We start from the raw sequence: 20,995 nt of genomic DNA on the forward strand, positions 1-20,995 counted from the left end.
CCCCGCGCATGAGCGCCCCTCCTGACGGCCATCTGATCGGACGCATGCCCGCCGTGCGCGGGCGGCTGAGCGCCGACGCCCCGCTGGCGCCGGTGACATGGTTCCGCGTCGGCGGCCCGGCGGAGGTGATGTTCCGCCCGGCCGATGCCGACGACCTCGCCGATTTCCTGGCGGCCCTGCCGGCCGAGGTGCCGGTGACGGTGATCGGCGTCGCCTCCAACCTGCTGGTTCGGGACGGCGGCGTGCCGGGCGTCACCATCCGGCTTGGCCGCGGCTTCACCGACATCCTGGCGGATGGGACGACGCTGACCGCCGGTGCGGCGGCGCTCGACCTCAACGTCGCCATGGTCGCCCGTGACGCCGGCGTCTCCGGGCTGGAGTTCCTGTCGGGCATTCCCGGCACCATCGGCGGCGCCCTGCGCATGAACGGCGGCGCCTATGGCCGCGAGCTGGCCGATGTGCTGGTTTCCGCCACCGCGGTCGCGCGGGACGGCCGGCGGCTGGAGTTCAGCCATGCCGGCATGGGCTTCACCTACCGCCACAGCGCGGCGCCGGAGGATTGCATCTTCACCGGCGCGGTCCTGCGCGGTGAACCCGGCAATCCGCTGGAGATCGCCCGCCGCATGGCAGAGATCTCCGACAAGCGCGCCGACAGCCAGCCCGTCCGCTCGCGCACCGGCGGCTCGACCTTCAAGAATCCCGACCCCGCGACATCCGGGGGCCGCAAGGCGTGGGAGCTGATCGACGGGGCCGGCTGCCGCGGCCTGTCCATCGGCGACGCGCAGGTTTCCGAAAAGCACTGCAACTTCCTCATCAACAACGGCACGGCCACCGCCGCACAGCTGGAAGCGCTGGGCGAGGAGGTCCGCCGCCGGGTGTTCGAAACCAGCGGCGTGACGCTGGAATGGGAAATCAAGCGCATCGGCATTCCCGCCGATGGAGGCCACGGATGACCGAAGCCCTGCTCCACGCCCACAAGAAGCATGTCGCCGTCCTGATGGGCGGCTGGTCGGCCGAGCGCGAGGTGTCGCTGGTCAGCGGGGCCGGCGTCGCCAAGGCGCTGGAGGAGGAAGGCTACCGCGTCACCGCCATCGACGTGCAGCGCGATCTGGGCGGGCTGATGAACGCCCTGACCAACCCGCGCCCCGACGTGGTGTTCAACGCCCTGCACGGTCGCGGCGGCGAGGACGGGACGATCCAGGGCGTGCTGGAGTTCCTGGGCCTGCCCTACACCCATTCCGGCGTCCAGGCGGCGGCCATCGCCATGGACAAGGCGATGACCAAGCGGGTGCTCGACACCGTGGGTATCCGCTCCCCCAAAGGAATGGTGCTCTCCCGTGGCGAGATCACCGGCGGTACCCACCCCATGCCGGCGCCCTATATCGTCAAGCCTGTGGACGAAGGCTCGACCGTTGGCGTAACCCTGGTCCGCGAGGGGCAGAACAGCCCGGTCGGCGACGCGTGGACCTTCGGTGAGCGTGCGCTGGTCGAGGAGTTCATCCCAGGTCGCGAACTGACCGTGGGCGTCATGGGTGACCGCGCTTTGGCGGTGACCGAGATCGTCTTCCAGGCTCAGCTCTACGACTATACCGCGAAATACAGCGCCGGCCACGCCGTCCACACCATCCCCGCCGCGATCCCCGAGGCCGTGGCGGAGGAGGCGAAGCGGCTGGCGGTGTTGGCGCACCGCACCCTGGGCTGCCGGGGTGTCTCGCGCAGCGACTTCCGCTGGGATGACGGCCGGCCGGGAACCGACGGTCTGTACTTCCTGGAGATCAACAACCAGCCGGGCATGACGCCCCTGTCGCTGGTGCCCGAACAGGCGGCGCATGTGGGAATCTCCTACGGCGCGCTGGTCGGCTGGCTCGTGGAGAATGCCGCATGTCAGCTCGCCTGATGGCCGATCCGGATTTCCGCGCCGCCGCCGGCGCGCGCGCCCGGGACGAGATGCCGACCCCGCCGCGCGCCATGGCCGCGTCGGCGCAGAAAGGCAAGCGCCGCCGCGCCTGGCCGCGCTGGACCCGCTCGGCCGTCAAGGCGGCGCTGATCCTGGTGCCGGTGCTGGGGCTGACCGCCGCCGCCGGCTCCGCCTGGAATCGCGGCACCCTGGCCGACACGCTGGAGGCGGCGCGGGAAAGCGTCATCCGGACCACCGGCGAGCTGGGCTTCAGCCTGTCGGAGATCCTGGTGGTCGGCCGCAGCGAGACGGAGCGCGAGGCCGTGCTCGACGCGCTGGGCGTCCGCCGGGGCGAGCCGATCCTGTCCATCGACCTGGCCGAGGCCAAACAGCGGCTGGAAGAACTTCCCTGGGTGTCGTCGGCCTCCATTGAGCGCCGTCTGCCCGGTTTCCTCTACATCCGCCTGTCGGAACGCCAGCCGATGGCGATCTGGCAGCATGAGCGGCAGTTCACCGTCATCGACCGGGCCGGCCGTCCGCTGGCCGACGCGGCGGAACTGGCCCGCCGCGGCAACCAGCGCATCGAGACGCTGCCCCAGGTGGTCGGCGCCAACGCCCCGCAGCAGGTCCACACCCTGCTCTCGGCGCTGGACAACGCCCCCACGGTCGCCCCGCTGCTGTCCTCGGCCAGCTGGATCAGCGACCGGCGCTGGAACCTGCAGCTCAGCAACGGCGTGACGGTGAAGCTGCCAGAAGGCAACGCGGAGATGCGCCGCGCCCTTCTCCAGCTGGAGCGGATGCATGCGGCCAGCCATGTGCTGGACCGCGACATCGTCGCCATCGACCTGCGGCTGCCGGGCCGCGCCGCGATCCAGACCTCCGCCACCGCCCAGCTTCCCGGCTGGGAGGATGAGTCGAAGAAGAAGAACGGCAAGAAATCGTAAGGACGGACCCGGCGGCGGGCCTTTCCGGGGAAAGCCCGATGCCGGCGGACAGGAGTAGAGGGGACGTTTGGGGGGCATGTTCGGGATGGGATTCAACGGTGCCAAGAAGCCGAAGCGGCCGGCCCGTGGCGGGATCGTCACGGCGCTCGACGTCGGCTCGACGAAGGTGTGCTGCGTCATCGCGCGGATGGAGGAGCCCGGCTCCCTCCGCGTGATCGGCGTCGGACACCAGATCGCCACGGGAATCCGCGCCGGGACCATCATCGACATGGATGCGGCGGAAACCGCGATCGGCGCCGCCGTGCATGCCGCCGAACAGATGGCCGGCGAGACGGTGCACGACGTGGTGGTCAACCTGTCGATGGGGAACCCGCGCTCGCACGGCTTCACCGCCACCGTCCCCGTTTCCGGCCAGGAGGTGACGGAGGGCGACATCCGCCGCGCCATGGCGCATGCCCGCACCCTGCAGGCCGGCCCCGATCAGGCGCTGATCCACACCATACCGCTGGGCTTCAGCCTGGACGGCAGCCGCGGCATCCGCGACCCCAAGGGCATGAGCGGCCATTCGCTGGGCGCCCAGCTGCATGTGGTCACGGCGGCCAAGGGCGCCATCCTGACGCTGGGCGCCTGCATCGGACGCTGCCATCTGCATGTCGAGTCCGTCGTGGTCAGCCCCTTCGCCTCGGGCCTCGCCTGTCTGGTGGAGGACGAGATGGAGATGGGGGCGGCCTGCGTCGACATCGGCGGCGGCACCACCACCATCTCGATCTTCTCCGAAGGCAATCTGGTGTGGACCGGCTTCGTGCCCCTGGGCGGCCGGCATGTCACCAACGACATCGCCCACGGCCTGGCCACGCCGCTGGCACATGCCGAACGGCTGAAGGTGCTCTACGGCAGCGCACGGGTGAACCCGGCCGACGAGCGCGAGATGATCGAGGTCCCGCAGATCGGCGAGGACGAGCGCAGCGGCAGCGGCACCGCCAGCCACCCGCGCTCCTTCCTGGTCAGCATCATCCAGGCGCGGATGGAGGAGATCTTCGAAGAGGTGCGCAGCGCCATCGAGCAGTCGGGCCATTCCCGGCTGGTCGGCCGGCGCGTCGTGCTGACCGGCGGCGCCAGCCAGTTGCCCAACACGCGCGACATGGCCGCCCCGATCCTGGACAAGCAGGTCCGCATCGCCCGTCCCACCCGGATCGCCGGCCTCAACGAGGCGCATGGCGGACCGGCCTTCGCGACGGTCACGGGCCTTCTCCTACACGCCGTCCGCAACCCGACGGAGCTGATGGTGACCGGCCAGGATGTGGTCGCGTCCACCGGGCTCATCGGACGCGTCGGCCTGTGGCTGCGGGAGAATCTGTAGATGATCCTTCCCGCCGCCATCCACCGATTCCCGAACGGACAGACACCGGACACAACCGGGCGCCGTTCGCGGCATATCAAACATCAAACCCAACGAAAACAGGTTGTGGAGGCCTGAACAGCATGATCAACGTGACCATTCCCCAGATCGAGCCCGAGCTGAAGCCGCGCATCACCGTGTTCGGCGTCGGCGGGGCCGGCGGCAACGCCGTCAACAACATGATCAAGTCGAACCTGGAAGGCGTGGACTTCGTCGTCGGCAACACCGACGCGCAGGCGCTGAAGGGTTCGCTGTGCGAAAAGCGCATCCAGCTGGGCACCGGCACCACCCGCGGGCTCGGCGCCGGCTCCAAGCCGGATGTCGGCCGTGCGTCCGCCGAGGAGCAGATCGACGAGATCGTCCAGTATCTCGAAGGCTCCAACATGGTGTTCATCACCGCCGGCATGGGCGGCGGCACCGGCACCGGCGCGGCTCCCGTCATCGCCCGCGCGGCCCGCGAACGCGGCATCCTGACCGTCGGCGTCGTCACCAAGCCCTTCCATTTCGAGGGCGGCCACCGCATGCGGCTGGCCGAGGGCGGCATCGCCGAGCTGCAGCAGTATGTCGACACCCTGATCATCATCCCGAACCAGAACCTGTTCCGCATCGCCAACGAGAAGACGACCTTCGCGGACGCCTTCAAGATGGCCGACGACGTTCTGCATTCGGGCGTGCGCGGCGTCACCGACCTGATGGTGATGCCCGGCCTGATCAACCTGGACTTCGCCGACATCCGGTCCGTCATGACCGAGATGGGCAAGGCGATGATGGGCACCGGCGAGGCCAGCGGCGAGCGCCGCGCCATCGAGGCCGCCGAGGCCGCCATTTCCAACCCGCTGCTGGACGACGTTTCGATGAAGGGTGCCCGCGGCGTCCTCATCAACATCACCGGCGGCTACGACATGACCCTGTTCGAGGTCGACGAAGCCGCCAACCGCGTCCGTGACGAGGTCGATCCCGACGCCAACATCATCTTCGGTTCGACCTTCGACAGCTCGCTGGACGGCGTGATGCGCGTGTCGGTCGTCGCCACCGGCATCGACGCCGCCGCGATGAGCAACCCGCGCACCCTGCATCCGGTCAACCTGTCGCTCGTCCCCGGCGACCGCGCCAAGAAGCCGCTGGCTCCCGGCAACCTGACCGGCGCCCCCACCGCCCCGGCCGGCGCCCCCGGTTCGCCCATCCCCAGCGCCGCCATCGGCCTGCGCACCCCGCAGCCGGTGACCGCCGGCGCCGCGGCGATCCAGCACGACCCGGCCCAGCAGCAGGCCCCCCAACAGCAGGAGGCGCCGAAGCCGACCGGCGGTCCGTTGCACGGCGAGAACCAGGGCGGCCATTTCTTCGCGCCGAAGCCGGCCGATGCCGGCCCGCGCCAGCCGGTGACCGTCGGCGCCGCCCCGCTGTCTGCTCCGCAGCCCCAGCCGCAGCAACACGCGCCGCAGGCTCACCAGCAGCCGCAACCGCCCCAGCAGCAGCCGGCCCCGGCTCCGCAGGCCCACCAGCACCACCACGCCGCCCCGCAGGCCCACCAGCCGCATCCGGGCGGCCTGTCGGTCGGCCCGGCCCCGATGCCGGCCCCCGCGCCGGAACCGGCCCCGGCCCGCAAGGGGAACTTCCTGTTCGGTCTGGTGACCGGCCTCGGCCGCAGCAAGTCGGAACCGGCCCCGCAGCCCGCGCCGCAGGCCTACCCGCAGCAACCGGCCCCGCAGCAGTACCAGCCGCAGCAGGGCTATCCGCAGCAGCAGCCGTCCTACCCGCAGCAGCCGCAGGCGCCCCAGGCCTATCAGCCGGCCCCGTCCTACCCGACCTCTCCGCAGCAGGCCCCGGTCTATCCCCAGCAGCAGTCGGCTCCGCAGCAGGCCCCGCAGGCTTCCAGCTATCCGGCCGCTCCGCAGCAGATGGCCCCGGCCCCGCGCGCCGATGCCAAGCCGGGTGAGCAGGAGGAACTGGACATCCCGGCCTTCCTGCGCCGCCAGGCGAACTGAGCACCCACCGTTCCTGACCGCCGCGGGTTCCACCGCGGCGGTCGGCCGATCCCGGCGAAAGCCGGAGATAACCGTCGCCGCCGCAACATCTCAATCGCGGCGGCGGCGGCTCCACAACCTGACCGAACTTCTCGGACCCCGGAACGCCTTGGTGCGTCTCCGGGGATTTTTTATTGCATCACTATTGTGCGTACTCCCGATTGCTTGCATCGCTCACCTCTTTTGCCCTGCAACAAACGGTAACAATGAGTGATTTGCCGATTTCCAAGCTCGAGTGTTACCTATCAGCATGGTCGAAAGCGAAAGCTGCCGACGCGATGATCTCCCAAGGTCTTGCGGCGCGGCATCGCCGGGAACCTCCCTTTCATGACCAAGATGGAAAAGACATCGTGGCCAACGATCGCAGCAACGCGGACGGCATGTTCCAGCAGACCCTGAAGAAGTCGGTGACGATCGCCGGCGTCGGTCTGCATTCGGGCGTCATCGTCACGTTGACGATTTCCCCGGCCGATGCGAATTGCGGGATCACCTTCCATCGCACCGACATCCGCGGTGCCGCCGGCGTCATTCCGGCGCGCTGGGACACGGTGGTCGATACCCGCCTGTGCACCGTGATCGGTAACGAACATGGCACCACCGTCGGCACGATCGAGCATCTGATGTCCGCGCTGGCCGGCTGCGGCATCGACAATGCCGTCGTTTCGCTGGACGGCATCGAGGTGCCGATCATGGACGGCAGCGCCGCCCCCTTCGTCGCCGCCATCGAGCAGGCCGGCATCGCCGTGCAGAAGGCGCCCCGTCGCGTCATCCGCATCCTGAAGCCGGTCGTCATCGGCGACGGCGTGAAGAGCGCGTCCTTCACCCCCGACGTCGCCACCACCTACAGCTTCGAGATCGACTTCGAAAGCGCCGCCATCTCCCGCCAGGCACGCGCGCTGGAGATCGACACCGACAGCTTCAAGGACGAGATCAGCCGCGCCCGCACCTTCGGCTTCCTGCACGAGGTCGAGGGGCTGCGCAAGATGGGCCTCGCCCGCGGCGGCTCGCTCGACAACGCGGTGGTCATCTCCGGCGACACGGTGATGAACGCCGAGGGCCTGCGCTTCAGCGACGAGTTCGTGCGCCACAAGATCCTGGACGCCGTCGGCGACCTGTATCTGGCCGGTGCGCCCATCGTCGGGCATTTCCATGGCGTGCGCTCCGGCCATGCCCTGAACAACCAGCTGCTGCGTGCCCTGTTCACCGACCGCAGCGCCTGGCGCTACGAGACGGCGGTTGCGCTGACGGTCGCGCGCCGCGGCCTGGAACAGCTGGCGGTCGCCTGACCATCCCAGGTTTTCGATTGGGCCGGTTCTATAATCGGTTTACCCCTGCCCTCCCCCACCGGGGAGGGCATTTTCTTTGCGCGCACTCCCCTCCCCTACCGGCGCCAAGAGTCGCGCAAAAGAAAAAGCGCCCTCCCCTCTCGGGTAGAACGCTCGCCGCATTTTTGTGGTTTCTTGGAATTTTCTGAATTATTTCAGTGTTTTGGATGATTTTCTTTAGATGGCGCTGAAATTGCCGTCTCCAGGACGGGAGAGGGAGCGCCCCCACCCCGCCGCCGTCAACTCCGCTCCGCTGTCGGCATATTCGCCAAAGCGGGTGTCCTCCTTCAGGATGTGCTTGCCGAGCCAGCCGGAGCAGAACAGGAAAACCTCCTCGCCGCTGATCGAGCCGCCGTTGGCGCGGAAGTCGTCGCGGTAGCCTTCGACCTGCCGGGTCAGGTTGTCGTGCAGAGCCTTGTGCGCGGCGAAGGTGGGGTAATTCAGGCGCTGCATCTGCGCCTCCTCCTCCGCGAAATGGTGACGGGTATAGGCGATCAACTCGTCCAGGATCGCTTCGATCAGAGCGGGATCCTGGCGGTTGGCCTCGTCATACAGCTTGTTGACGATGGCGATCAGGACGCGGTGATCCTCGTCCAGCGCATCGTTGCCGACACTCATCCAGCGCGACCACTGAATTGGCTCCATGGCGTTTCCTTCGTCCCCTTCGTTCGCTGCCGGGCCGGTAGGTGCGGGCGTTGACCGCCCGTCGCCCACCATCGACACCGCCCCGATCCGGGTCGGAACGCCTGCCTGGCAACGTTTCGTTTGCGACTATAAGCGTTGCCTGATCTCACTCCCCAGCTCTCCGCCCGTCAATTCCACCGAAGGGAGATGCGACATTTTGGCAATGCAACGGATAGGGCGGCGGGTCAGCCGCCGATCTTCGCCAGCCATTCATCCTCGGTCAGGATCTCGACCCCCAGATCCTTGGCCTTGGCGGCCTTGCTGCCGGCATCCGCCCCGGCGACCAGATAGTCGGTCTTGCCGGAGACCGAGCCCGCGACCTTGGCGCCCAGCGACTCGGCGCGTGCCTTGGCCTCCGACCGGGTCATCCTCTCCAGCGTACCGGTGAAGACCACCGTCTTGCCGGCGATGGGAGAGTTGCTTGCCTTCGGCGCTTCCGCCGCCAGCACGGTCAGCCGCTCCATCAGGCCGCGAACGATGACGAGGTTGCGCTCCTCCGCGAAGAAGCCGGCGAGTTCCTCCGCCGCGACCTCGCCGACATCCGGGGTGGCGACGAGGTCGAGCCAAGCCTGCCCCGGAATCTGCCCGGACGCCCGCTCCATCGCCGCCCGCCAATCGGCCAGCGTACCGTACCGCTCGGCCAGCGCCTGGGCCGCCGGCTTCTTCACGCCCTTGATGCCCAGCGAGGCGATGATGGTCTCCAGCCGCAGCGCGTCGTTGCCGGCATAGAAGTCCAGCTTCGCCCCGCAATCGGGATCGGCGAACCAGCCGAGGATGGCGTCGGCGGTCGCCCGCCCCACCCCCTTCAGTTCATGCAGGTCGCGCCACTCCTGCCCCGGCATTGCCTGTTCCGCCGCCAGCATGCCGTCGACCCAGCCCTCCATCGTCTTGTAATGGCGAGCGAGCGACTTCGCCGTCACCTCGCCGACATGGCGGATGCCGAGCGCGTAGATAACCCGGTGCAGGTCGATGCCGTTGCGGCGCTGGTTGATCGCCTTGAACAGGTTCTCGACCGACTTCTCCTTCCAGCCGGGCCGGCCGATCAGTTCGACGCGGCCTTCCAGAGTGAAGATGTCGACCGGCGACTTGATGAAGCCCTCGTCCCAGAATTCCTCGATGATCTTCTCGCCCAGCCCTTCGATGTCGAAGGCGTCGCGCGAGACGAAGTGGCGCAGCCGCTCCTTGGCCTGGGCGGCGCAGATCAGGCCGCCGGTGCAGCGGCGGACCACCTCGCCCGCCTCGCGGATGGCGAGGCTGCCGCAGACCGGGCAGGTCTCCGGCGCGACATAGGGCACGGAGTCGGCGGGGCGCTGGGACAGCACCACCTCCACCACCTGCGGGATGACATCGCCCGCGCGCTGGACGACCACGAGGTCGCCGACGCGGATGTCCTTGCGGGCGATCTCGTCCTCATTATGCAGGGTGGCGCGGCTGACCACGACGCCGCCGACGGTGATGTCCTCCAGTTCGGCGACGGGGGTCAGCGCGCCGGTGCGGCCGACCTGGATGGTGATCGCCTTCAGCCGGGTCTGCGCCTGCTCCGCCGGGAATTTGTGGGCGATGGCCCAGCGCGGCGCCCGGCTGACGAAGCCCAGCCGTTGCTGAAGCTCCAGGCTGTCGACCTTGTAGACGACGCCGTCGATGTCGAAGGGCAGGCCGGCGCGCCGCCGGCCGATGCCCTCGTAATAGGCCAGCAGCTTGTCCCTGCCGTCACACAGCTCCGCCGGACGGTTCAGCTGGAAGCCCCAGCCCTTCAGCCGCTCGCGGATGCCCCATTGCGTCGCGGCGATCGGCTCCGACACTTCGCCCAGCGCATAGCCGAAGAAGCAGAGCGGCCGGGACGCGGTGATGGAGGGGTCGAGCTGGCGCAGGCTGCCGGCCGCCGCGTTGCGCGGGTTGGCGAACAGCTGCTCCCCCTTCTCGGCGCGGGCGGCGTTCATCGCCAGGAAGTCGTCGCGGTTCATATAGACCTCGCCGCGGACCTCCAGCACATCGGGGAAGGGGGCCGGCAGGCGGTGCGGCACGTCGCGGATGGTGCGGACATTGGCGGTGACGTTCTCGCCCTCCGCCCCGTCGCCGCGGGTGGCGGCCAGCACCAGTTCACCGCGCTCGTAACGCAGCGAGCAGGACAGGCCGTCGATCTTCGGCTCCGCCACGAAGGTCAGAGGCGCGTCGTCGGACAGGCCGAGAAAGCGGCGGACGCGGGCATCGAACTCCGCCACATCCTCGGGCGCGAAGGCGTTGCCGAGCGACAGCATGGGAATGGCGTGGCGCACCTTGCCGAAGCCGGCGGCCGGGGCGGCGCCGACGCGCAGGCTGGGCGAATCGGCGCGGCGCAGATCGGGGAAGCGCGCCTCGATGGCGAGGTTGCGGCGGACCAGCGCGTCATAGTCGGCGTCGGAGATCTCCGGTTGGTCCTGCTGGTGATAGAGCCGGTCATGATGGGCGATCTCGGCGGCCAGCGCCGCCAGTTCCGCCGCCGCCTGATCCGGCGCCAGCGCCTCGACGTCGATGCTGCGGGGATTGGGCGGCGTATCGAACAGGTCCTGCATGGCGCGTCTCGTGACGAATCGGGGGCTTCCCGCGGAGGTTTCCGGGGAGGGCGGCGCAGGATAGCGCCTGGGGAGCGGTTTCGGGAGTCTTCAGGACCGGGTGCCGCGCAGCCGGATTTCCGCATCGGGGCGACGGCCGCCCGGAGTGCCTATATGCCCGGAGTGCCTATATACTGGGGGCACATCTTTTCGGAGTCCGCCTTTCTGATGAGCAACGCCCATCTCCCGGACCTGCGCATCGACGACCGCATGATCGTCGCCGCCGCTCTGGACCGCATCTTCTACGACGACCCCGACCATTTCGCGGCGGAGGACGCGCGCACCGTGCGCCGCCTGATCCCGTACGGCCGCTCCGGCTGGCTGCGGCTGGGGTTCCGCGCCGAGTCCCAAGGCCCTTCGGTGAAGGGCGAGGCCGCCGGGATCGGCGACGTGCGGATGGAGGGCGACAAGAAGGTGGTGGAGGGCAGCGTCGGCCAATCGACGACCTGGCGCTGCGGCCAGTACAAGATCACCAACCATGGCGGCGATCTGGAAGTCTGGCAGGTGATGAGCGACGAATACGCGCCCGAACCGAAAGGCGCACGGCTGGAGTTCGACGCGCATGGCGAACCGGAACGCCTGACCTTCTTCCAGCCGCGGGACATCGAACTGCGGATTCCCTTCACCAGCCTCGCCGTCGGCGTGCGGCTGGGCGGGTGGCAGTTCTGGAAGCAGGTATCGGAGGGGGTTGGCGCGGTGGAGTGAGCTTTTGCGCGGGATGCTCCCTCCCCATCCCTCCCCCACGAAGCGGGGGAGGGATGGGGAGGGGGGCATACGCCGACCGTCAGCCGGCGCTTGCCCCCGAACTCACCCTCAGCCCTGCCGGTAGTTCGGCGACTCGTTGGTGATGGTGATGTCGTGGACGTGGCTTTCACGCAGGCCGGCGTTGGTGATGCGGACGAACTGGCACTTCTCGCGCATCTCGGCGATGGAGGCGCTGCCGGTGTAGCCCATGGCCGCGCGCAGGCCGCCGACCAGCTGGTGGATGACCGCCGACACCGGACCCTTGTAGGGGACGCGGCCTTCGACGCCTTCCGGCACCAGCTTCATGGTCGAAACCTCCTGCTGGAAGTAACGGTCCGCCGAGCCGCGCGCCATGGCGCCGACCGAGCCCATGCCGCGGTAGCTCTTGTAGGAGCGGCCCTGGAACAGGATGACCTCGCCCGGGCTCTCGTCGGTGCCGGCGAACAGGCTGCCCAGCATGGCGACGCTGGCGCCGCCGGCGATGGCCTTGGCCAGATCGCCCGAATACTTGATGCCGCCGTCGGCGATCACCGGAATGCCGTGCTTCTCGCACTCGTCCACCACATCCATGACCGCGGTCAACTGCGGCACGCCGACACCGGCGATGATGCGGGTGGTGCAGATGGAGCCCGGACCGATGCCGACCTTCACGGCGTCCGCACCGGCGTCGATCAGCGCCCTCGCCGCTTCGGCGGTGGCGACGTTGCCGGCGATCACCTGGGTGTAGCTCGACATGGCGCGGGCGGCGCGGACCTGCTCCAGCACCTTGGCGGAGTGACCATGGGCGGTGTCGACCACCAGAACGTCGACGCCGGCGTCGAACAGGGCCTCAGCGCGGGCCAGGCCGTCACTGCCGGTTCCGGTGGCGGCGGCGACGCGCAGGCGGCCCTTGCTGTCCTTGCAGGCGTTCGGATAGGCCTGGGCCTTCTCGATGTCCTTGACGGTGACGAGGCCGATGCAGCGGTAATCCTCGTCGACGACCAGCAGCTTCTCGATCCGGTGCTGGTGGAGCAGGCGCTTGCCTTCCTCCTGGCTGACGCCCTCGCGGACGGTCACCAGCTCCTTGGTCATCAGCTCGCTGACCGGCTGCTTGGGATCGCTGGCGAAACGGACGTCGCGGTTGGTCAGCATGCCGACCAGCTTGCCGCTGCCGAGCTGATCGCGGCTCTCCACCACCGGGATGCCGGAGATGTGGTGGTCGGCCATCAGCTGCAGCGCGTCGGCCAGCGTGGCGTTCGGCGTGATGGTGATCGGGTTGACGACCATGCCCGATTCGAACCGCTTGACCTTGCGGACCTCCTCGGCCTGCTGCTCGATGGTCAGGTTGCGGTGGACGACGCCGATGCCGCCGGCCTGGGCCATGGCGATGGCGAGCCGGCTCTCGGTCACCGTGTCCATCGCCGAGGACATCAGGGGGATGCCCAGCTCGATGGTCTTCGTCAATCTTGTCCGGGTGTCCACGTCGTTCGGCAGGACCGAGCTTTCGGCCGGAACCAGCAGCACGTCGTCGAAGGTCAGGGCTTCGCGGATTTTGGTGTCGCGCGCCATGTGGAATCTCCCGGAAGATAAACGTGGCGCACTTATACACAAGACCATGGGCTTGTGAACCCGTGCGCACACAGCATCTGTTATGCAAGTGCGAAAAGCCGCGCAGAGAACCGCGGGCTATCCGTTTGCGTTGCCGCCGCGGAAGCCGGTGGCGACGACGTAGGTCTCCGACGATTCGGCGCGGCTGGCCGGCGGCTTGGCATGCTTGACCTGGGAGAAGTCGCGCCGCAGCCGGTCGAGCAGCGAGCGCTCCGCCCCGCCCTGGAACAGCTTGGCGACGAAGGCGCCGCCGGGGGCAAGCACCTCCTCGGCGAAATCATAGGCGGCCTCGGCCAGCCCCATGATGCGCAGGTGGTCGGTCTGCTGGTGCCCGGTGGTCGGGGCGGCCATGTCGCTCAGCACCACGTCGGCCGGGCCGCCCAGCGCTTCCTTCAGCGCCTCGGCCGCCCCTTCCTCGAGGAAGTCGGCCTGCATGGTGGTGGCGCCGGGGACCGGATCCATGGGGAGGATGTCGAGCCCGACGACCTTCCAGCCGTCCTTGGCGGTCTGCACCTTCTCCACCGCGATCTGGGTCCAGCCGCCGGGAGCGGCGCCCAGATCGACCACGCGCTTGCCGGGGCCGAGCAGCCGGAACTTCTCGTCCAGCTGCAGTAGCTTGAACGCGGCGCGCGAGCGATAGCCGCGCTTGGTCGCCTCGGCCACATAGGGGTCGTTCAGGTGGCGCTCCAGCCAGCGCTTGGAGGATTCCGTGCGCTTGCCGGCGGTCTTCACACGGACCGTGGCACGGCGCCCGCCCGGGCGCGTCGACGGAGTCTTTTCGGTCATGATCGCTGCAGTTCCTCGGTCATCCGGCACGGGCGGGGAGCCTTACTCCCCGGCCTCCCCTGCCCGGTCATATAGTTCCGCCCGGCCTTGCAAGCCCGGTCACCCGCCGGCGGCCCCCATAAGGTCCACCAGAATTCCTTCGCGCAGGCCGCGGTCGGCGATGCGCAGCCGCTCCACCGGCCAGACGTCGCACAGCGCATCCAGCACGGCGCAGCCGGCGACCACCAGATCGGCGCGGTCCAGCCCGATGCAGGGATGACGGGCGCGGCCGTCGAAATCCTGGGAGACCAGATGGTCGATCACCGTGCGGGCATGGTCCACGCGCAGATAGCTGCCGTCCACCGCCCGCCGGTCGTAGCGGCAGAGCCCCAGATGCACGCCGGCCAGCGTCGTCACCGTGCCGGAGGTGCCCAGCATCTGCACCGTGCCGGCGGCGATGCGGTCGTGGATGCGGTTGCGCGCCTCGAACGGGGCGATGGCGTCGGCCACCGCCTCCACCATCCGGTCATAGTTGACGCGGGTGACGTTCGGGCCGCCATATTCCTCGGTCAGGCCGATCACGCCGCAGCGGATGGAGGTCTGGTCCAGCAGGCGCGGCACCCGCCCCTTCTCCACCGCCAGCCACATCAGTTCGGTGGAACCGCCGCCGATGTCGAACACGATGGCGTAGGGATGCGTCGGTTCCAGCAGGGCGGCGCAGCCGGCGAGCGCCAGACGCCCTTCCTCCTGGCTGGAGATGATCTCCAGCGCAATGCCGGTCTCGCGCTCCACCGCCTCGACGAAGGCGCTGCCGTTGGCGGCGCGGCGGCAGGCTTCGGTCCCCACGGCGCGCACGGAGGTGACCCCGCGGCGCTCGATCTTGGAGCCGCAGACCCGCAGCGCCGCGATGGTGCGCTCCATCGCCGGTTCGGTCAGATAGTCGTTGCGGGTCAATCCCTCGCCCAGCCGGACGATGCGGGAAAAGGCGTCGATGACGCGGAAACCGCCGGGTGCGGATTTGGCGATCAGCAGGCGGCAATTGTTGGTGCCGAGGTCCAGCGCGGCGAAGACCGGGCGCGCCAGCGCCGACGAACGCAACCGTCCGGTGTCGTTCTGCCGTTCGCTTTGCACCTGTAGATCCACGTACCAACCCCGCTGCGCCTAAAGAGCGGAGTGTAACCCGGATCACGGTCCGTCGGGAACCCCTCTCGACCCCGCCCTCCCGGCGACGCCCCGCAGGGCACCCTTGCGCCGCTTGCCGGTCAAAACAAAAGCCCTCGCCTCCATGAGGAGCGAGGGCTTTCGCATCGGGCATCCACGGCCCGGATGAAGTCGCCAATCAGGCGAAGGAATTGAGAACTGAAGTCTCAGTTATGTCGGCCGAGAAATTCGGCATAATCAGGTAAGCGCCGGTGGAGTCATGATCTTACTCACCCTCCCTGGTATCGGTCTCTACTGTTCCACCCAAGCCAAAGGCCTGGATGGTAAGGCGTTTCCGATGCTCGCTCACTTCACCTCGGTGTTGATTACTGTAAGACAGAGCGTGCTCCTCTTTCGGAGGGCTGTCAAGAAAATCGCACATTGCGGCGCAGCATCGTCGGAAGGCCTTCCATCGGCATTCCCCAACCGGGGAAGGGCTGGCCTTTTGCAAGGGGCGCACCCACCTTGTGGACATGCCGGAACACGATGAGAACACATGGGGCGGACGGGTCGCGCGGTATGCGCGGGTCGGCACCGCCGTTGGCGGGCTGGCCGCGCGGCTGGCGGGCGAGCGCGTGCTGGGAATCCGCGTCGAGCGCGACCGCCACGCGGCGGAACTGCGGGCGGCGCTGGGCGGGCTGAAAGGGCCGCTGATGAAGGTGGCGCAGATCCTGTCGACCATCCCCGACGCCCTGCCGAAGGAATACACCCAGGAGCTGGCGCAGCTTCAGGCCGACGCGCCGTCGATGGGCTGGCCCTTCGTCAAGCGGCGGATGGCGAGCGAGCTCGGCCCCAACTGGCAGTCGCGGTTCCGCAGCTTCGAGCACACGGCCGCCGCCGCCGCGTCGCTGGGCCAGGTCCACAAGGCAATCGGCCCCGACGGGCGGGAGCTTGCCTGCAAGCTGCAATATCCCGACATGGCCTCGGCCGTGGAGGCCGACCTGCGGCAGCTCGGCCTGATCTTCGCGATCTTCGAGCGCACCGACAGCGCCATCTCCACCCGCCAGATCCAGAAGGAGATCGGCGCCCGCCTGCGCGAGGAGCTGGATTACGAGCGGGAGGCCAAGCACGCGCGGCTCTACCGGTCGATGCTGGACGGCACGCCCGGCGTCCATGTGCCCGAAGTGGTGCCGGAGCTGTCGACCAAGCGGCTGCTGACCATGGAGTGGGTGCATGGCCGCAAGATCCTGGACTTCGTCGCCGACCATCCGGAGGCGCGCGACGAGCTGGCGATGAACATGTTCCGCGCCTGGTACGTGCCCTTCTACAATTACGGCGTCATCCATGGCGATCCGCATCTGGGCAATTACACGGTCCGGCCCGACCGCTCGATCAACCTGCTCGATTTCGGCTGCATCCGCGTCTTCAAGCCCAGTTTCGTCAAGGGCGTGATCGACCTCTACAACGCGCTGCGCACGGACAACCGCGAGCAGGCGGTGGAGGCCTACCGCACCTGGGGCTTCGTCAACCCGTCGAACGAGCTGGTCGACGTGCTGAACATCTGGGCGCGCTTCGTCTACGCCCCGATCATGGACGACCGCCAGCGCAAGATCGAGGAGACCAACGGCGGGCATTACGGCCGCGAGACGGCGGGCAGGGTCCATGCCGAGCTTCGCCGCGTCGGCGGCGTCGAGATCCCGCGCGAGTTCGTCTTCATGGACCGCGCCGCGGTCGGGCTGGGCTCGGTCTTCCTGCATCTGAAGGCGGAGCTGAACTGGTACCAGCTGTTCCAGGGGCTGATCCGCGACTTCGACGTCGATGCGCTGACGGCACGGCAGAGCGCGGCGCTGGCGGCGCAGGGGCTGCCGCAGGCGGAGTGAGGGGGCAGGAGCTTTGCAAGGGCGCTGCGGCAGTTCCCTCCACCGCTGAAGGCCGGGGAAGGTCAGGGAGGGGGCATGGAGCGGCACCTTCCCAAACCCTTCCCATCCGCCCATCGTTCAGTCTATAGCTTGCCCCTCCCATGAAGACCGCCGATTTCGACTTCGACCTGCCGCCCGACCGGATCGCCGAGCATCCCGTCCGGCCGCGTGACGCCGCCCGCCTGCTGGAGGTGGGCCAGACCTCGTGCGACCGCTCCTTGCGCGACCTGATCGTGCGGGATCTGCCGACGCTGCTGCAGCCGGGCGACCTGATGGTCGTAAACGACACGCGCGTCATCCCCGCGCGGCTCGACGGCCGGCGCGGCGAGGTGGCGGTGGAGATCACGCTGCACAAGCGGCTGGGCGAGCGGGAATGGGCGACCTTCTCCAAGCCCGGCAAGCGGCTGAAGCCCGGCGACACCATCGTCATCGCGGACAACTTCAGCGCCGAAGTGATCGCCAAGGACGGCATGGAGGTGCGCCTGCGCTTCTCCGCCGGCGGGGCGGAGCTGATGGAGGCGCTGCACCGCCACGGCCGGATGCCCCTGCCCCCCTATATCCGCCGCAAGGCGGACGAGGGCGACAACGCCGATTACCAGACCGTCTTCGCCGCGCGCGAGGGCGCCGTCGCCGCCCCCACCGCCGGGCTGCACTTCACCCCGGAGCTGCTGGCGGCGCTGGACGAGCGCGGGGTGCGGCGGGTGCCGGTCACGCTGCATGTCGGCGCCGGCACCTTCCTGCCGGTGAAGGTCGACGACATCGCCGACCACAAGATGCACAGCGAGTGGGGCGAGATTTCTCCCGAAACCGCCGCCGCGGTGAACGAGACGCGCAAGGCCGGCGGCCGGATCGTCTCGGTCGGCACCACGGCGTTGCGCATCCTGGAGACGGCGGGCCGGCCGGACGGGACGCTGGTCCCCTTCAGCGGCGACACCGACATCTTCATCACCCCCGGCTACCGCTTCCGCATCGTCGATCTGCTGTGGACCAACTTCCACCTGCCGAAATCGACCCTGTTCATGCTGGTCTGCGCCTTCGCCGGCTATGACCGCATGCGGGCGGCCTATCAGCACGCCATCGACACCAACTATCGCTTCTTCAGCTACGGCGACGCCTCGCTGCTGCACAGGATGGACCCATCATGACCGGCATCGGCTTTGACCTTCTGGCGACCGACGGACGGGCGCGGCGCGGCCGCGTGACCACCGCCCACGGCACCATCGAGACGCCGGCCTTCATGCCGGTCGGCACCGCGGCGACGGTGAAGGCGATGACCACCGACGCGGTGGCCTCGACCGGCGCCGAAATCCTGCTGGGCAACACCTACCACCTGATGCTGCGTCCGACGGCGGAGCGGGTGGCCCAGCTGGGCGGCCTGCACCGCTTCATGAACTGGGACAAGCCGATCCTGACCGACAGCGGCGGCTTCCAGGTGATGAGCCTGTCCGACCTGCGCACCATGTCGGAGGAAGGCGTCACCTTCAAATCCCACCTGGACGGCAGCCGCCACCACCTGACGCCGGAACGCTCGATCCAGATCCAGCACCTGCTGGACAGCAACATCACCATGTGCCTGGACGAGTGCACCCCCTTCCCCGCCACGGAGGCCCAGGCCGAATCCTCCATGCGCCTGTCGATGCGCTGGGCGCGCCGCAGCAAGGACGCCTTCGTCGAGCGCCCCGGCTACGGCCTGTTCGGCATCGTCCAGGGCGGCATCTATCCCGATCTCAGGGCGGAGAGCGTCGCAGCCCTGACCGACATCGGCTTCGACGGCTACGCCCTCGGCGGTCTGGCGGTCGGCGAGGGTCAGGAGACGATGTTCCACGTGCTGGACTTCACCGAGCCGCTGATGGTCAAGGACCGGCCGCGCTACCTGATGGGCGTCGGCCGGCCGAGCGACCTGATCGGCGCCGTGCGGCGCGGCGTGGACATGTTCGACTGCGTGATGCCGACCCGCTCGGGCCGCACCGGCCAGGCCTTCGTCCGCTGCGGCACCATCAACATCCGCAACGCCCGCCATGCCCATGACGAGCGCCCGCTCGATGCCGAATGCGGCTGTCCCGCTTGCCGCAGCTACAGCCGCGGCTATCTGCATCATCTGTTCAAGGCCGACGAGATGCTGGGGCCGATGCTGCTGACCTGGCACAACCTGCATTACTACCAGGACGTGATGCGGACGATGCGGCAGGCCATCGAGGACGGCAATTTCGAAGAGGTCGCCAGCGCCATGGAAGCCCGCCTGAACGAGGGCGACATCGAGGCGACCGTGGACCCCATCGCCAAGCCCGGCAAGCCGCCGAAACAGGGCCGCCCGCCCAAGAAGGACCGGGTGGCAGAGGAAAAGACCGATGACTGAGAACATCTACGCAGGCCTGACCCAGCTCGGCGGCTCCACCGTCCAGCCCAAGTCCCCGGAAGAGGCGGTGCTGGAGCGGGTGCCGAACCCGAACCCCGGCGCCGCCTATTGCGTGCGCTTCACCGCGCCGGAGTTCACCTCGCTCTGCCCGATCACCGGCCAGCCGGACTTCGCCCATCTGGTCATCGACTACGTGCCGGGCGACTGGCTGGTGGAATCGAAGTCGCTGAAGCTGCTCCTGACCAGCTTCCGCAACCACGGCGCCTTCCACGAGGCCTGCACGGTCGGCATCGGCAAGCGGCTGGCGGACGAGCTGTCGCCGGTGTGGCTGCGCATCGGCGGCTATTGGTATCCGCGCGGCGGCATCCCCATCGACGTCTTCTTCCAGACCGGAGAGCCGCCGAAGGGCGTCTGGATCCCGTCGCAGGACGTCCCGACCTACCGTGGCCGCGGCTAAGCCCGCTCCGCTTGCTTCCGCCGACCCGGCGCGGCTGCGGGACGCCATCCGCGGCCGCGTGCTGGCGGCGGGATTCGACGCGGTGGGATTCGCCCCCGCCGCGCTTGGACCGGAGGCGCGCGAGCGCCTCGCCCGCTTCGTGGCGGAGGGCCGGCACGGCGACATGGGATGGATGGCGGAGCGCAGCGACCAGCGCAGCCATCCGCGATCCCTGTGGGACGAGGCGCGCAGCGTCATCGCGCTGGGCACCAGCTACGCCCCCCACGACGACCCGCGCCGGCTGGCGGAGCATCCCGATCGCGGCATCGTTTCCGTCTATGCCCGCAACCGCGACTATCACGACCTGATCAAGGGCCGGCTGAAGACGCTGGCCCAATGGCTGGCCCACCAGACCGGGGCGGGGGTGAAGGTGTTCGTCGACACCGCGCCAGTGATGGAAAAGCCGCTGGCGGAGCAGGCCGGTCTGGGCTGGCAGGGCAAGCACACCAATCTGGTGTCGCGCGACCATGGCTCCTGGCTGTTCCTCGGCGAGATCTACACGACGCTGGAACTGCCGCCCGATCCGCCGGCGCGCGACCGCTGCGGCTCCTGCGACCGTTGTCAGACCGCCTGCCCGACCGCCGCATTCCCGGCGCCCTACCAGATCGACGCCCGGCGCTGCGTCAGCTACCTGACCATCGAGCACAAGGGTCCGATCCCCGACGAGCTCAAGCCGCTGATGGGCAACCGCATCTATGGCTGCGACGACTGCCTCGCCGCCTGCCCCTGGAACAAATTCGCCCGCGCGAGCCTTGAGCCGGCCTTCCTGCCGCGCGCCGAACTGACGGCGCCCCGGCTGGCCGATCTGGCCCAGCTGGACGATGCCGGCTTCCGGCAGGTCTTCAGCGGCTCCCCGATCAAGCGGATCGGCCGCGACCGCTTCGTCCGCAACGTGCTGGTCGCCATCGGCAACAGCGGCGACCCCTCCCTGCGGCCTGTGGCGGAAGCCTTGCGCCAGGACGCCAGCGACGTGGTGCGCGAGACGGCCGACTGGGCGGCGGCACGGTTGGGCGAGGCGGCACCTCCCACCTCCTGACCAACGGAGACCGGCCATTTCCCTCCCCGCCCCACAACCCGGCTACGGCCCGGCCGATCCGGACGAACTGAGCGCCGTCGCACGGCTG

General features: G+C 68.8%; 17 protein-coding genes. 12 read left to right on the forward strand and 5 right to left on the reverse strand.

The features are described from left to right. The first annotated feature begins 8 nt into the window (after positions 1-8). The 6 genes from murB to lpxC all read left to right on the forward strand — a co-directional run bounded on the left by murB (position 9) and on the right by lpxC (position 7,550). Entirely contained in the window at positions 9-953 is a 945-nt protein-coding gene (gene murB, locus DM194_RS07720) for a UDP-N-acetylmuramate dehydrogenase (protein ID WP_246024140.1), read from the forward strand. Next, complete coding sequence (locus tag DM194_RS07725) at positions 950-1,897, forward strand: D-alanine--D-alanine ligase (protein ID WP_111066687.1); 948 nt, start codon at positions 950-952, stop codon at positions 1,895-1,897. The genes murB and DM194_RS07725 overlap by 4 nt, the downstream gene beginning before the upstream one ends. Then, positions 1,882-2,841 (forward strand): cell division protein FtsQ/DivIB, encoded by a 960-nt coding sequence (locus DM194_RS07730; RefSeq protein ID WP_111066688.1) that lies wholly within the window; start codon positions 1,882-1,884, stop codon positions 2,839-2,841. Before DM194_RS07725 ends, DM194_RS07730 begins: the two co-directional genes overlap by 16 nt. 85 nt (positions 2,842-2,926) lie before the next feature. Next, positions 2,927-4,201, forward strand: a complete 1,275-nt coding sequence (gene ftsA, locus DM194_RS07735; RefSeq protein ID WP_111067826.1) for a cell division protein FtsA — start codon at positions 2,927-2,929, stop codon at positions 4,199-4,201. Positions 4,202-4,323: 122 nt separating this feature from the next. Next, positions 4,324-6,225 carry a cell division protein FtsZ gene (gene ftsZ, locus DM194_RS07740; RefSeq protein ID WP_111066689.1) on the forward strand — a complete coding sequence of 634 codons (1,902 nt, stop codon included), beginning with the start codon at positions 4,324-4,326 and terminating at the stop codon, positions 6,223-6,225. Positions 6,226-6,614: 389 nt separating this feature from the next. After that, the gene (gene lpxC, locus DM194_RS07745; RefSeq protein WP_111066690.1) at positions 6,615-7,550 is read left to right on the forward strand and encodes a UDP-3-O-acyl-N-acetylglucosamine deacetylase; all 936 of its coding nucleotides are present in this window, start codon (positions 6,615-6,617) and stop codon (positions 7,548-7,550) included. A gap of 216 nt (positions 7,551-7,766) precedes the next feature. On the opposite strand, the gene DM194_RS07750 is transcribed toward lpxC, so the two are convergent. Both DM194_RS07750 and ligA read right to left on the reverse strand, forming a co-directional pair. Next, positions 7,767-8,234 (reverse strand): bacteriohemerythrin, encoded by a 468-nt coding sequence (locus tag DM194_RS07750; protein WP_111066691.1) that lies wholly within the window; start codon positions 8,232-8,234, stop codon positions 7,767-7,769. A gap of 224 nt (positions 8,235-8,458) precedes the next feature. Beyond that, positions 8,459-10,825: an NAD-dependent DNA ligase LigA gene (gene ligA / locus DM194_RS07755; RefSeq protein ID WP_111066692.1), complete on the reverse strand. Its 2,367-nt coding sequence runs from the start codon at positions 10,823-10,825 to the stop codon at positions 8,459-8,461. 207 nt (positions 10,826-11,032) lie between these two features. On the opposite strand from ligA, the gene DM194_RS07760 reads away from it, so the two are divergent. Continuing rightward, positions 11,033-11,569, forward strand: a complete 537-nt coding sequence (locus tag DM194_RS07760) for a hypothetical protein (protein ID WP_111066693.1) — start codon at positions 11,033-11,035, stop codon at positions 11,567-11,569. Positions 11,570-11,677: 108 nt separating this feature from the next. On the opposite strand, the gene guaB is transcribed toward DM194_RS07760, so the two are convergent. The 3 genes from guaB to DM194_RS07775 form a co-directional block, all read right to left on the reverse strand. Then, positions 11,678-13,156 (reverse strand): IMP dehydrogenase, encoded by a 1,479-nt coding sequence (gene guaB, locus DM194_RS07765; protein ID WP_111066694.1) that lies wholly within the window; start codon positions 13,154-13,156, stop codon positions 11,678-11,680. 117 nt (positions 13,157-13,273) lie between these two features. Then, positions 13,274-13,981, reverse strand: a complete 708-nt coding sequence (locus tag DM194_RS07770) for an RlmE family RNA methyltransferase (RefSeq protein WP_111066695.1) — start codon at positions 13,979-13,981, stop codon at positions 13,274-13,276. A gap of 99 nt (positions 13,982-14,080) precedes the next feature. Continuing rightward, positions 14,081-15,091: a Ppx/GppA phosphatase family protein gene (locus tag DM194_RS07775; protein ID WP_246024141.1), complete on the reverse strand. Its 1,011-nt coding sequence runs from the start codon at positions 15,089-15,091 to the stop codon at positions 14,081-14,083. A 542-nt stretch (positions 15,092-15,633) separates the two neighbouring features. On the opposite strand from DM194_RS07775, the gene DM194_RS07780 reads away from it, so the two are divergent. From DM194_RS07780 to queG, 5 genes are all read left to right on the forward strand, one after another. Beyond that, the gene (locus DM194_RS07780) at positions 15,634-16,980 is read left to right on the forward strand and encodes an ABC1 kinase family protein (RefSeq protein ID WP_111067828.1); all 1,347 of its coding nucleotides are present in this window, start codon (positions 15,634-15,636) and stop codon (positions 16,978-16,980) included. Between the two features lie 140 nt (positions 16,981-17,120). Continuing rightward, positions 17,121-18,164: a tRNA preQ1(34) S-adenosylmethionine ribosyltransferase-isomerase QueA gene (gene queA, locus DM194_RS07785; RefSeq protein WP_111066697.1), complete on the forward strand. Its 1,044-nt coding sequence runs from the start codon at positions 17,121-17,123 to the stop codon at positions 18,162-18,164. Continuing rightward, positions 18,161-19,375 (forward strand): tRNA guanosine(34) transglycosylase Tgt, encoded by a 1,215-nt coding sequence (gene tgt, locus DM194_RS07790; RefSeq protein WP_111066698.1) that lies wholly within the window; start codon positions 18,161-18,163, stop codon positions 19,373-19,375. The genes queA and tgt overlap by 4 nt, the downstream gene beginning before the upstream one ends. Further along, positions 19,368-19,832, forward strand: coding sequence for a preQ(1) synthase (gene queF / locus DM194_RS07795; protein WP_111066699.1), 465 nt, complete (start codon positions 19,368-19,370; stop codon positions 19,830-19,832). The genes tgt and queF overlap by 8 nt, the downstream gene beginning before the upstream one ends. After that, complete coding sequence (gene queG, locus DM194_RS07800; RefSeq protein WP_111066700.1) at positions 19,819-20,907, forward strand: tRNA epoxyqueuosine(34) reductase QueG; 1,089 nt, start codon at positions 19,819-19,821, stop codon at positions 20,905-20,907. Before queF ends, queG begins: the two co-directional genes overlap by 14 nt. Positions 20,908-20,995: the final 88 nt, after the last annotated feature.

This window comes from Azospirillum ramasamyi, assembly GCF_003233655.1.
GTDB lineage: Bacteria > Pseudomonadota > Alphaproteobacteria > Azospirillales > Azospirillaceae > Azospirillum > Azospirillum ramasamyi.